Annotated in this window: 12 protein-coding genes and 1 pseudogene; 11 read left to right on the top strand and 2 right to left on the bottom strand. The window is 71.1% G+C overall.

All coding sequences use genetic code 11. The features are described from left to right. The first annotated feature begins 58 nt into the window (after window positions 1-58). From ASF37_RS05680 to ASF37_RS05630, 11 genes and pseudogenes are all read left to right on the top strand, one after another. The gene (locus ASF37_RS05680; RefSeq protein WP_056575236.1) at window positions 59-826 is read left to right on the top strand and encodes a DeoR/GlpR family DNA-binding transcription regulator; all 768 of its coding nucleotides are present in this window, start codon (window positions 59-61) and stop codon (window positions 824-826) included. A 64-nt stretch (window positions 827-890) separates the two neighbouring features. Then, window positions 891-1,958: a sugar ABC transporter substrate-binding protein gene (locus ASF37_RS05675; RefSeq protein WP_082506421.1), complete on the top strand. Its 1,068-nt coding sequence runs from the start codon at window positions 891-893 to the stop codon at window positions 1,956-1,958. 5 nt (window positions 1,959-1,963) lie between these two features. Next, the gene (locus ASF37_RS05670; RefSeq protein ID WP_056579443.1) at window positions 1,964-3,508 is read left to right on the top strand and encodes a sugar ABC transporter ATP-binding protein; all 1,545 of its coding nucleotides are present in this window, start codon (window positions 1,964-1,966) and stop codon (window positions 3,506-3,508) included. A gap of 2 nt (window positions 3,509-3,510) precedes the next feature. Beyond that, entirely contained in the window at window positions 3,511-4,530 is a 1,020-nt protein-coding gene (locus tag ASF37_RS05665; RefSeq protein WP_056579441.1) for an ABC transporter permease, read from the top strand. 24 nt (window positions 4,531-4,554) lie between these two features. Further along, window positions 4,555-5,538 carry a sugar phosphate isomerase/epimerase gene (locus tag ASF37_RS05660; protein ID WP_056579439.1) on the top strand — a complete coding sequence of 328 codons (984 nt, stop codon included), beginning with the start codon at window positions 4,555-4,557 and terminating at the stop codon, window positions 5,536-5,538. An 11-nt stretch (window positions 5,539-5,549) separates the two neighbouring features. Further along, window positions 5,550-6,518 carry a 1-phosphofructokinase family hexose kinase gene (locus ASF37_RS05655; RefSeq protein ID WP_162239941.1) on the top strand — a complete coding sequence of 323 codons (969 nt, stop codon included), beginning with the start codon at window positions 5,550-5,552 and terminating at the stop codon, window positions 6,516-6,518. Continuing rightward, a pseudogene (locus tag ASF37_RS17720) lies at window positions 6,515-6,931 on the top strand (FGGY family carbohydrate kinase); the annotation flags it as partial. The gene ASF37_RS05655 and the pseudogene ASF37_RS17720, both read left to right, overlap by 4 nt. A 58-nt stretch (window positions 6,932-6,989) precedes the next feature. After that, window positions 6,990-7,835 (top strand): hypothetical protein, encoded by an 846-nt coding sequence (locus ASF37_RS17565; protein WP_235499956.1) that lies wholly within the window; start codon window positions 6,990-6,992, stop codon window positions 7,833-7,835. Then, on the top strand, window positions 7,832-8,461 hold the full coding sequence (locus ASF37_RS05640) for a bifunctional 4-hydroxy-2-oxoglutarate aldolase/2-dehydro-3-deoxy-phosphogluconate aldolase (RefSeq protein WP_056575209.1): 630 nt from the start codon (window positions 7,832-7,834) through the stop codon (window positions 8,459-8,461). Before ASF37_RS17565 ends, ASF37_RS05640 begins: the two co-directional genes overlap by 4 nt. A 63-nt stretch (window positions 8,462-8,524) precedes the next feature. Continuing rightward, window positions 8,525-9,214 (top strand): class I SAM-dependent methyltransferase, encoded by a 690-nt coding sequence (locus ASF37_RS05635; protein WP_055962173.1) that lies wholly within the window; start codon window positions 8,525-8,527, stop codon window positions 9,212-9,214. Between the two features lie 63 nt (window positions 9,215-9,277). Then, window positions 9,278-9,733 carry a VOC family protein gene (locus ASF37_RS05630; protein WP_056575197.1) on the top strand — a complete coding sequence of 152 codons (456 nt, stop codon included), beginning with the start codon at window positions 9,278-9,280 and terminating at the stop codon, window positions 9,731-9,733. A 43-nt stretch (window positions 9,734-9,776) separates the two neighbouring features. Here ASF37_RS05630 and ASF37_RS05625 read toward each other — a convergent pair whose 3' ends face one another. Next, window positions 9,777-11,243, bottom strand: a complete 1,467-nt coding sequence (locus ASF37_RS05625) for an amino acid permease (protein ID WP_082482077.1) — start codon at window positions 11,241-11,243, stop codon at window positions 9,777-9,779. 49 nt (window positions 11,244-11,292) lie between these two features. Beyond that, complete coding sequence (locus ASF37_RS05620) at window positions 11,293-12,771, bottom strand: SDR family oxidoreductase (protein WP_056575194.1); 1,479 nt, start codon at window positions 12,769-12,771, stop codon at window positions 11,293-11,295. Window positions 12,772-12,832 lie beyond the last annotated feature (61 nt).

The following is a 12,832-nucleotide window of genomic DNA, read 5'->3' as shown; positions in this document are numbered from 1 at the left end:
AGTGGGTTTCCCACATCACGCACCGAGGGATTTCCACGACGCAGGAGGGAGCAGGGCCATGAACGTCAGCACTCGCCGACGCGAGATCGTCGACCTCGTCCGCGCCCAGGGCCGGGTCGAGGCCGCGGAGCTCTCCCTGCGCTTCGACGTCAACGCCGAGACCATCCGTCGCGACCTCGCGGCCCTGGAGGACTCCGGCACGGTGCAGCGGATCCACGGCGGCGCCGTGGCGCTGGACCACCTCGCCGTCGAGGGCAGGATGGCTCGTCGACTGACCGAGCGGCGCGACGAGAAGCGCGCCATCGCCCGGTCCGCCGTCCAGGAGATCCCCGCCTTCGGCGCCGTCTTCATCGAGGCCGGCTCGACGACCGGCCAGCTCGCGGAGGTCATGACCCAGCGCGGCGACCTGCTGATCGTCACGAACGCGCTCCAGACGGCGTTGCGGCTCACCGATGCGGGCGCCTCCACGGTAATGACGATCGGCGGACGCGTGCGCGCCGAGAGCTACGCCGAGGTCGACCAGTGGGCCATCGAACGGTTGGCCACGCTGCGCTTCGACGTCGCCTTCGTCGGGACCAACGCCATCGACGTCACCTGGGGCCTGTCCACGCCCGACCCGGCCGAGGCCGCGGTCAAGGCGGCCATCATCGCCTCCGCGCAGACGACGGTCCTGATGGCCGACCACACGAAGTTCGGCATGAAGGCCGCCTGCCGCTACGGCGGGGTCGAGGACATCGACCTCGTCGTCACCGACTCGGGGATCGAGAGCAGCACCGTCGACGACCTGCGCGCTCTCGGGACGGAAGTCCGTCTTGCGACCGACTGACACCGCACGGCACGGGTCCCTCCGTGTCCTCACCGCCCAGCTCGGGCATCACGTTGGAGGAAAGATGACAACTCGTTCACGCTGGTTCCGCGCCTCGCGCGGCCTCGCGGCCGTCCTCGCGGTGGGCCTCGTGCTCACCGCCTGCGGAGGCAACGACGCGGGCGGTGACGACGGCACCTCGACCACACCGGTCGACGGCCGTCCGCTCCCGACCGACGAGAAGCCCGACGGCGACGTCAAGGTCGCCATCGTCGGCTTCTCGAACAACCCCTACTGGGTCTCGGTGAAGGCGGGAGCCGACTACGCCAACAAGGTCCTCGGCGAGAAGGGGGGCTCGGTCAAGTACATCGTCGCCGGCGAGAACATCGACGTGCAGACGGTCTCGAGCGCCATCCGGGGCGCCGACGCCCAGGGCTACCAGGGCATCGGCTTCTTCATCGCCGGCGAGGGCAACTGCGCCGACGTCGAGTCGCTGTCGGCCAAGGACGTCAAGCTCGGCGCCTACAACACGCTCTTCGACTGCGTGGAGAGCTCCGGCGGCGTCATCAACTACGCCCAGGAGCAGTTCAAGGCCGGGCAGCTCGCTGCAGAGGAGATGATCAAGGCCACCGGCGACAAGGCCGGCAAGGTCGGCATCATCGTCAGCCAGTTCACCGCCCCCGGCTCCGAGCAGCGCCGCAAGGGCTTCGTCGAGGGCCTCAAGGGCTCCAAGCTCGAGGTCGTCGGTCAGGGTGTCGAGGCCAAGGACTCCGCGTCCAACACCTTCACCGCCGCGCAGAACTACCTGCAGTCCAACGACGACCTCGTGGGCATCTACGCGACCGCAGGCGGTCCGTTCGGTGCCGCCCAGGCCGTGGCGGCCGCGAAGAAGCAGGACGCCGTCAAGGTCATCGGCTACGACATCACCGAGGAGAACATCAAGGCCATCAAGGACGGCTCGATGTACGGGGTCATCGGCCAGGACGCCTTCGGGCAGGGCTACAACGTGGCGATCGCACTCTTCAACGCGGCCGTCACGGGCGACAAGGCCGACCCGGTGATGCAGGAGGCGGACGCCCCGTTCGTCACCAAGGACAACCTCGCCGAGCACGACCCGTCCGAGGTCCCGCTGGGAACGCCCGGAGCGTCCTGATCCACATGACCAGCTCCCAGGCGGACGACGCCGTGCCGGCGACCCTCGCGGTCGCCGGCATGGCGAAGTCCTTCGGACCCGTCAAGGCACTGCGTGACGTGTCCCTCTCCTTCCCCGCCGGCGCCGTCACGGGCCTGCTCGGGGAGAACGGCGCAGGCAAGTCCACCCTGATCCGGCTGTGCTCGGGAGAGATGCAGCCGGACCAGGGGGTCCTGACCCTCGAGGGCCGGAACGTCACCTTCGCCTCCCCGCTCGAGGCGGTCTCCGCCGGCGTCGTGGTCGTGCACCAGGAGCCGTTGCTGGTGGGTGAGCTCACCATCGCGGACAACCTGTTCCTCTACGACCTCGGCGAGCGACCCGCCTACGCCGCCGCGCGACGGGGTGACAACGTGCGGCGTGCTCGCGAGCTGCTCGATCGTCTCGAGATGGCGGACTACCTGCCAGATCCCGCGACCTTGTGCCGGGACCTCTCGGCCGCCTCCCGACAGATGGTCGACATCGTCCGGGCTCTGTCCCGCGACCCCAAGGTCCTGTTCCTCGACGAGCCGAACTCGAGCCTGACGCACGAGGAGTCCGACCGGCTCTTCCGCGTCGTCGAGCGGCTGCGCGACGAGGGCGTCGCCGTCGTCCTGGTCAGCCACCGTCTGGCCGAGGTCTTCTCCATCGTCGACCACGTGATCGTCCTGCGCGACGGCGCGTTCGTCGCCGCCGGAGACCCCCGCGAGATCGACCAGCAGCGTGCCGTGACCCTGATGGCGGGTGACCGCAAGCGAGCCGTCGTCGAGTCGGTGGTCGCCGACCGGGACCTCTCGTCGGAGGACGCCGAGGTGGCGCTGGAGGTCGTAGGGCTGTCCGGCGAGGGCTTCGAGGACGTCGACTTCGCCATCCACCGCGGCGAGATCGTCGGGATGGCCGGCCTCGTCGGTGCGGGCCGCACCGAGATCGCCGAGGCGGTCATCGGCCTGCGTCGGGTCCGCCGCGGCAGCATCCGGGTGGGGTCGCGTCCTGTCCGCGTCTCCGGACCGGGCAAGGCTCAGCGTCTCGGCGTCGCCTACGTGGCGGAGGAGCGGCGCACCGAGGTGTTCCACGCCCAGACCGTCGGCTACAACCTGACGGTCCGCATCCTCGACCGCCTCGGCCGGTTCGGCTGGGTGTCGGGCCGTCGGACCAACCGCGTGGCGCGTGAGCTCACCGAGCGGTACGGCGTGAAGGCCGCCTCCACCGAGGCGCCCATCACCTCACTCTCGGGAGGCAACCAGCAGAAGGTGCTGTTGGCCCGGGCGCTCGCCGCCAAGCCGAAGGTCCTGATCCTCGACGAGCCGACCAGGGGCGTCGACGTCGGGACGAAGGCCGAGATCTACGCCACGCTGCGCGACCTCGCCCACACAGAGGGCCTTGCCGTGTGGTTCATCTCCTCCGAGCTGGAGGAGGTCGTCGAGCTGGCCGACCGCGTGGTGGTCGTGCGGCAGGGCCGCGTCACGCGCGACGCCCCGAACGACGCAGGACCCAACCCCATCGTCGCCGCCGCCATGGGCGCAACCGAAGGATGAACATGAGCAGCACCACCTCACCCCGCTCCTCGCAGCGCTCGCTGGGCGACCTCGTCCTGCCGCTGCTCAAGCGCCAGGAGACCGGCCTGCTCGGCGTCATCCTGGTGCTCGGCTTCGTCGTCTCGCTCGCCAACGACGACTTCCTGCAGCGGCAGAACATCTACAACCTGCTGCAGACGACCGTCGTGGTCGGCATCATCGCGATCGGGCAGACCTACGTGCTCATCGCCAAGGAGATCGACCTCTCCGTCGGCTCGGTGCTGGCCCTCGCCGCGGTGACCGCGGGTGCCGTGTACGGCAGCGGAGCCAACCCGTACGTCGCGATGGTCGTCGGCATCGGCGTGGGCTCGCTGTGCGGCCTGGCCATCGGGACGGTGGTCGTGATCGGGCGGGTCAGCTCGTTCATCGTGACGCTCGGCATGCTCTCGATCGCCCGCGGCCTCACCCAGCTCATCACCGACGGGCTGCCCCAGACGATGCCGACCGAGCTCTCGTGGATCGGGCAGGGCCGTGTCCTGGGCGGCATCCCGAACAGCGTGCTGATCTTCGTGGTTCTCGTCATCGTGGGACAGCTCCTGCTGACCCGCTCCATCTTCGGCCTGCGGGTCACGGCCATCGGCGACAACGCCGATGCTGCGCGGACCGGCGGCATCCCGGTGGCCCGCACCCGCATCCTGACCTTCGTCCTCATCGGGACGCTCGCAGGCGCAGCGGGCATCGTGTTCTCGACCCAGGTGGGCGTGGCGGAGGCGCAGGCGGGCATGGGCTACGAGCTCGACGTCATCGCCGCGGCCGTGATCGGCGGTGCCAGCCTGTCGGGCGGCCGCGGATCGATCGTCGGAGCGTTCCTCGGCGCCTGCCTGCTGGGTCTGCTGCGCAACGCCTTCATCCTGCTGGCCCTCTCCCCGTTCCTGCAGCAGCTGACCATCGGCCTGGTCATCGTGCTAGCTGCGCTGTTCGACCAGTGGCGGCAGGGCAACCTGCGCCACCTGCGCCCGCGCATGCCGCGCCGCGCGTCCTGACCCGACACCCCCGGAGGAAGTCCCATGAAGCCACAACCGTTCCGCATCCACGACCAGCGCGTCGTCAAGGCCTTCGTCGAGGCACGTCGTTCGCACACCGCCGACGAGCCGCGGCTCAAGCTGGCCTGGAGCAACTGGGGCTTCGGCACCGAGGAGCTCTCCGCGTCGGCCGCGCGGCTCGAGGCCAACGGTGTCGAGCACATCGAGCTCCACGGGAACCTCTACTCACCGGACATGGGCTACCGGCCGGACGAGGTGCTGCGGATCCTCGGTGACCACGGAGTCTCCGTCTCCGGCGTGTGCGGCATGGTGACGCCGAACCAGGAGTTCGCCCACCTGCACCCGCACGTGCGCCAGCGCGCCGTCGACTACTTCCGCCGGCAGGTCGAGTTCACCGCGGCCGTCGGCGGCACGTACCTGCTGTTCGGAGCCGGTTCGGTCGGGCGCCCGGTGCCCTTCGACTCCTACGAGCTGCAGCGCGCGGCCGACACCATCCGCCTCGTGGCCGACGACTTCGCCGCTGCCGGCATCCGTGGCGCCGTCGAGCCGATCCGCCCGGAGGAGTGCAGCGTCGTCCACACGTTCGACGAGGCCCTCGACCTGCTCGCACGGGTCGACCACCCGGCCGTCCAGCACATCAACGGCGATCTCTACCACATGCTGAGCGGCGAGCTGCACATCGGCGCGACGCTCCTGGACCACGGTCACCGGATGATCAACCTGCACCTGGCCGACTCGAACCGGCGCGCGCTGGGCCGTGGACTGCTCGACCTCGACGTCGTGCTGATGGCGCTCTATGCCATCGGCTACCAGCGGGGTGACCACTACGCCTCGGCCGAGCCGCTCGGCGCGGGGGGCAACCCGTACGCGGCCATGAACCTGCCGCCGGACACGGACCGCCTGGACGAGCTCGTCGCGGTGACGGCCACGACGTGGCGCGAGCGTGAGGAGGAGATCCTGTCCGCGAGCGACGAGGAGCTCTTCGGCCTGTACCAGATCACGGAGTGACCGAGCCCGCCATGGCCGACGCGACCCTGCACGTGGTGTGTCCGAACCCGGCCCTCGACCGGCTGCAGACCGTGGAGCACTTCCGGCCGTTCGAGGTCAACCGGGTGACGTCCGTCCGTAGCCTGCCCGGCGGCAAGGGCATGATCGTCTGCCGAGCCGCGCGACGTATGGACGCGCGGGTCACCGCACACGGGTTCGCCGGAGGGGCGGTCGGCCGGATCATCCGAGCGGGGTGCGTCGATCTCGGCGTCGCGGACCACCACGTCGAGATCGCTGGGGAGACCCGGGTGACCCCCGTGGTGATCGAGCAGTCGACGGGACGGTCGACGGTCCTGAACGAGCGTGGTCCGCACGTCTCGCCGGCGGAGCAGTCCGCCCTGCTGGAGGGGCTGCGGTCGGTCGTGCGTCCCGGTGACGTGGTCGTCTCGACCGGCAGCCTCCCGCCCGGGTGCGACGGCGACCTGCATGCGCGCGTGGCCCGGCTCGCGGTCGGCGCCGGTGCGCTCGCGATCGTCGACGCCCACGGCGCGGCGCTCGCCGCGGTCATCGACGCGTTCCGTTCCGAACCCGCCGCCGGGGGCCTGGTGGTGAAGCCGAACGCGCTGGAGCTCGGCGAGGTGGTCGGCTCGACGCTGCACGACGCCGAGGCCGTCCTCGCCGCCACCCAGGAGCTGGTGGCCGCCACCGGGGCAACCTTCGTGATCACGCTCGGTGCGGACGGGGCCGTGTGGGCCGGGAGGGAGTCCTGGTCCGTGGCCGCACCTCGGGTCGAGACGGTCAACGCCACGGGGTCGGGTGACTCGTTCCTCGCCGGCCTCGCGGTCGCCCTGGGCGACGACCGACCCGCGGTCGAGGCGCTCACGCTCGCGACGGCGATGGGGGCTGCCAACGCAGCGAGCCTGACGCCGGACGTCGACCCCGTGCTCGTCCGGGCGCTCCGCGAGGACATCGCCGTGACCTGGCACGGAGGTGCGGCGTGACGCTCTACCTGGGCGTCGACATCGGCACGACCCGGACCAAGGTCGGCTGCGTCGACGGGGACACCGGCCTGTTGGTGGCGGTCGCCGCGGCTCCCACGCCCGTGCACGACGACGCGCTGGGAGGGACGCGCGACGCCGGAGCCCTGATCGAGACCGTGCAGGGCCTGCTCGACGAAGTCCTCGACCACCCCGAGGTGCAGGTCGGGCGGCTGGGCGGGCTCGCGGTCGGCTCCGTCGGTGAGGAGGTCGTGCTGCTCGACGCGGATGGCGCCGTGACCGGGCCGGTGCTGGCCTGGCACGCCGAGCACGGCCGAACGGCCAGGAGATGGGTCACCGACCCGGCGCTCTCGCCGCTCGACGACACCTTCTCGGTGTTCAAGCTCGCCTGGCTCGCACGCGAGCGCCCCGAGGAGCTCGCTCGCGCCGTCACCTTCACGAGCCTCGCCGACCACGTCGCCCTCACCCTGGTCGGTGACGGGGCCGACGGAGCCTTCCTCAACGTCTCGCTCCTCGCGGACCGGCCTGCTCGACCTCGACTCCACCTCGCTGCGTGCCGACCGGCTGGCCGGTGTCGGCGCAGGACACCTGCGTCTGCCACGTCTGGTCCCGAGCGGCACGATCGTCGGCACGTGGCGTCGGGACGGGCGCCCTGCGGACGGGCTGCCCGTGGTGACGGGCGGGCACGACCACTGGTGCGGCGCGTTCGGCGCCGGCGTGCGGCGGGCCGGGGACGTCTACGTGTCGGCCGGCACGTCGGAGGCGCAGGTCATGCTGATCGACCGGCTGCCGGCCGACCTCCCGCCCGACGTCGACGCCGGCGCCTTCGTGTCGGGTGACCTTCTCTACCTGCACCGCGCGACTCCCGCTGGCCGGATCTACCAGGCCTGGCGCGAGCTGCTCTACGCCGGCGAGGAGGACGACGTCCTCTGGGACGAGGTCCTCCCCGACCACGACGTCCCCGCCGCCTCCGTGGACGTCGCCGGCCGGACCGTGGAGCTGGGACCCTTGCCGTTCGAGCCGACCCGCGGCCGGCTGATGACCAGCCTGTTCGCCGGGCTCGCGCAGGAGGCCGAGCGCACCACGGCACGCCTTGAGGTGCTCGCGGGTCGCCCGGCCGCCGACGTGGTGGTCGCCGGCCTGCCGGCCTCGCGACCAGGTTGGCGAGGCCTGCGCCAGGACGCGACCGCCAGGACCTTGCACTTCGTGACCGAGCCCGAGGCCACGCTCGTCGGCGTCGCGCTCCTCGCCCGCGCGGGCGTCGAGGGCGGCGTCGGTACGACGACCATGACGACCACCACCGGAGGAACCACCGCATGAGCACCACCGACCTGCTGCGCACCCACCGCCTCGTCCCCGTGGTCGTGATCGACGATCCGGGTCACGCGGACCACCTTGCTACCGCGCTCGCGGACGGCGGCCTGCCCCTCGCCGAGGTGACCTTCCGCACCGCCGCTGCCGCTGCGGCGATCGGGCGGATGCGTGACCACGGTGGGGTGACGGTGGGTGCGGGAACCGTGCTGACGGCGAAGCAGGTGGACGTCGCGGTCGACGCCGGTGCCGAGTTCGTGGTGTCCCCGGGCTTCAGTCGTGCGGTGGTCGAGCGTTGCGCGGAACACGGGGTGCTGGTCGTTCCCGGCGCCGGGACGCCGACCGAGATCATGACGGCCCTGGACGCCGGGCTCGACCTCGTCAAGTTCTTCCCGGCAGAGACGTCCGGTGGTGTGCCGGCGGTCGCGGCGCTGTCGGCCCCGTTCCCGCAGGTGTCCTTCGTCCCGACCGGTGGGATCACCGGCGCGACCGCAGCGGACTACCTCGCTCTTCCGGCGGTGGCCGCGGTCGGCGGCAGCTGGATGGTGCCGCGCGACCTCGTCCGGGACGGGGACGTCGAGGCGTTGACCGCGCTGGTCCGCGCGAGCGTGTCGGCGGTGAGCGTCTCCGCGTAGTCGTCGACCAGGGGTCGTCGCGACCTCATGCCCCGTTCACCCCCAGGACCTAGCGTCGCCGCCATGGCCGGACTACGCGAACGCCTCGCCCGTCGGATCTGGACACCACCGCCCCCACCGAAGCCGCCGCGCGACCCCGAGCTGGTCGCGCTCGACCGGCTGCGCGACGCGTGGAAGGACGGGCCCGTCCGTGACGACCGGATCAACGAGCACCTCGCGCTCGTGCTCGACAAGTCCGGCGTCCCCGGCGGGCGCGTGCTCGAGATCGGCGGCCGAGGGCACCCGCGTCACCGGGTGTTCGACGCCGACCGCTTCGAGTACCTCAACCTCGACCTCGCCGAGACCGGCCCGGGCGTCATCATCGGCGACATCACGCACTGCCCCGAGATCCCCGACGCCACCTTCGACGTGGTGCTCAGCGTCGACGTCTTCGAGCACATCGACCGGCCGTGGCTCGCGGGCGAGGAGATCGTGCGGATCCTCCGGCCCGGGGGCCTCGTGTACACCTCGACGCTGTTCAGCTGGCGCTACCACCCGTGCCCGATCGACTACTGGCGCTACACGCCCGAGGCGCTCGCGTTCCTGATGCGCGGCACCGACACGATCGACCAGGGCTTCGACGCGACCGAGCGACGTCGCGACGTGCGCAAGAAGGCCGCGGAGGACCCGATGCCCTTCGACGCGCTCGGCGGCTGGCGCGAGAACGTGCGCGTCTTCCACGCCGGGGTGAAGCCGAGGCCCCGGCCGGCCTAGTGGTCACCGGTCAGCACGTTGACCACTGCCGGCGCCTCGAGCCCTGACGAGGACACTTGCACCATGACCACCGTGGTGAGTGTCGCCCACACCGGAATCACTGTTCGCTCGCTCGAGACGGCTGCGGCGTTCTGGGTGGGGGCCCTGGGCGCCGAGGTGGAGCGCCGGTTCGTCCTGGACGGTGCCTTCGCCGCCGACGTGACCGGTGTGGCTGGAGCTCGAATCAGCGCAGCGGTGCTCGTGCTGGGCGGTCACCGGATCGAGCTGCTGGAGTATCTCGAGCCGGCGGGCCGACAGCACCTTGAGCCGAGGCCCAACGATCTCGGTTCCTGGCACCTCGCGCTCGATGTCACTGATCTCGACCGCACCGTCGCGCGGTGTGGTGAGCACGGGTGGCGACTGGCGGGAGCCATCGGGACGATGACGACGGGTCCTCGAGCCGGAACACGGTTCGCCTACCTGCACGACCGCGACGGCGCGACATTGGAGCTGATCCAGGGGGTCGCACGCACGCCCTGAGCGTGGTTCGACCCGCTGCCTCCAGACGTGTCGACCGGTGAGACTAGTCGGCCTTGCCGGCTGCCTCGTCACGACCCAGGCGTGAGTGCGTGCGGCCGTACACGAAGTAGAGGACGACGCCCAGCACCATCCACACGAGGAACCGCAGCCAGGTCTCGACCGACAGGTTCACCATGAGCCAGACGCACGCGGCGATCGCGAGGATCGGCACGAGCGGGACGCCCGGGACGCGGAAGGAGCGGTCGAGGTCGGGCCGGGTGCGGCGCAGCACGATGACGCCCGCCGAGACCACCACGAACGCGAACAGCGTGCCGATGCTCACCAGCTTGCTCAGCTCCGACAGCGGGACGAAGCCGGCCAGCACGGCCACGAACGCGCCGGTGATGATCGTGATCTTGTAGGGGGTGCCGAAGCGCGGGTGCACCTTCGCGAGGCCCTGAGGCAGGAGACCGTCGCGCGACATGGCGAACAGCACGCGGGCCTGGCCGAGCATGAGCACCAGCACCACGGTCGTGAGCCCGGCCACCGCGCCGACGGAGATGATCTTGCTCGCCCACTCCAGGCCGTTGGCCGAGAACGCCTCGGCCAGCGGTGCGGCGGTGTTCATCCGGTCGTCGCTGTACTTGAGCATGCCGGTGACGACGAACGCGACGGCCGCGTAGAGCACGGTGACGATCGCGAGCGAGCCCAGGATGCCGCGCGGCATGTCGCGCTGCGGGTTGCGGGTCTCCTCGGCCGACGTCGCGACGATGTCGAAGCCGATGAACGCGAAGAACACCACGGAGGCGGCGGCGATGATGCCGTAGATGCCGAACACGGTCGGCTCGACGCCGAAGATCGTCTGCAGGAGCGTGGAGTCCAGCCCCGACTCGCCCGAGCTGGGCTTCGACGGCGGCACGAACGGCGTGAGGTTGGAGGCCTTGATGAAGAACAGGCCGGCGACGACCACGAAAAGCACCACGGCGACCTTCACCACGACGAGCACGCTCGTGAACCGACCGGAGAGCTTGGTGCCGAGCACGCCCAGAGCGGTGAGGGCGACGACGATGGCGATGGCACCGAAGTCGGGACGGGCCGCGTCACCGGCGAGCCACGTCGGCAGGTCGAGGAGCGACTGGAGGTAGGCCGACCAGCCGCGGGCCACGACCGCCGCGCCCAGCGCCAGCTCGAGCACGAGGTCCCACCCGATGATCCAGGCGATCAGCTCGCCCAGCGTCGCGTAGGAGAACGTGTACGCGCTGCCCGCGACGGGCACGGTCGACGCGAACTCGGCGTAGCAGACCGCCGCGAGAGCGCAGGCGATGCCGGCGAGGACGAAGGAGATGACGATCGCGGGACCGGCACTCCGGTAGGCCTCCTGGCCGGTCAGCACGAAGATGCCGGTGCCGATCATGACCCCGACGCCGAAGACCGTGAGGTCCCAGGCGGAGAGGTCCTTCCTCAGCCGATGGTCGGGCTCGTCGGTCTCGGCGATGGACCGCTCGACGGACTTGGTGCGGAAGAGGCTCACCGGGTGATCCTGCACCCGACGATTGCGGCGCGCAACCGTGCCGGTGGGGTCAGGCGGTCCTCGCCGCGTCGAGCTGCTCCGCGGCCTTGGCGATGTTGCGCTGCATGGAGCCGAAGATGATGCCGTGGAAGGGCAGGATCGCCCACCAGTAGGCGTGCCCGAGGAGACCGCGGGGGTGGAAGAGCGCGCGGTGGTGGAACGTCGTGCTCCCACCCTCGGTCGAGCCCACCTGCAGCTCCAGCCAGGCCAGCCCCGGCACCCTCATCTCCGCCCGTAGGCGCAGGAAGGAATGGTCGTCGGTGGCCTCGACGCGCCAGAAGTCGAGGGCGTCGCCGACCACGAGGTCCTTGTCGTTGCGCCGGCCGCGACGCAGCCCGGGCCCGCCGACGAGACGGTCCAGGATGCCGCGCACCCACCAGGCGAGCGCCCAGGAGTACCAGCCGTTGCGTCCGCCGATGCCCTCGATGATCGTCCAGAGCGACTGGGGGGAGGCGTCGACCTCGCGCGTGCGCTCGTCCTTGTACAGGGAGCCGCCCGCCCAGTCCGGGTCGGACGGCAACGGCTCCGACGGCGCACCGGCGGTCGCCGCCGACGACCAGCGGGTGGGGACGTCGAGGTTCTGGATCTTGGTGAGCGCGAGCTCGACGGCACGGTCGAAGCCGATGAGACCCTCGGGCGGGTCGGGCACGTACTGCTCGATGTCCTTCTCGCTCGCGACGACGGTGTTCTTGAGCGACTCGACGAGCGGACGGGCGATGCTCGCGGGCACGGGGGTGATGATGCCGACCCAGTGGCTCGACAGGCCGGGCGACAGGATCGGGACGGGGAGCACCCGCCGCTTCGGCAGCCCCGCGACGGCGGCGTAGCGCTGCATCATCTCGAAGTAGGTGAGGACGTCGGGTCCACCGATGTCGAAGGCGCGGTTCACGTCGGCGGGCATGTCGGCGCTGCCGACGAGGTAGCGGAGCACGTCGCGGATGGCGATGGGCTGGATGCGGGTGTGCACCCACTTCGGCGTCACCATCACGGGCAGCCGCTCGGTGAGGTAGCGGAGCATCTCGAACGACGCCGAGCCCGAGCCGATGACGATGCCGGCCTGCAGCACGGTCGTCGGCACGCCCGACGCGAGCAGCACCTCGCCCACCTTCTTGCGCGACGCCAGGTGCTCGGACAGCTGCTCGTCCTCGGGGTCCATGCCGCCCAGGTAGACGATGCGGCTCACGCCCGCGGCGGCGGCCTCGTCGGCGAAGCTCTGGGCGATGCGGCGCTCGGTCTCGGCGAAGTCGTCGCCCGAGCCGATGGAGTGCAGCAGGTAGTAGAGGACGTCCACGCCGTCGAGGGCGCGGCGCACGTCCTCGGGCTCCGTGGCGTCGCCCTGGGCGACGTCGACCCGCTCGGACCACGCGTGGGCGCGCGCCTTGGTCTCGTCGCGGACGAGGACGCGCACGTCGTGCCCGGCGTCGAGGAGCTGGGGGACGAGGCGGCCGCCGACGTAGCCGGTGGCACCGGTGACCAGGGAGAGCGTCATGTCCCCATCGTCGGGGACCCCGCGCGCCGGGGCATCCCGAGCGGGTCGAGGTCACACCGGT

It is taken from the genome of Aeromicrobium sp. Leaf289, assembly GCF_001423335.1.
Taxonomy (GTDB): domain Bacteria; phylum Actinomycetota; class Actinomycetes; order Propionibacteriales; family Nocardioidaceae; genus Aeromicrobium.
This window is presented reverse-complemented; position numbering and strand designations above follow the sequence as displayed.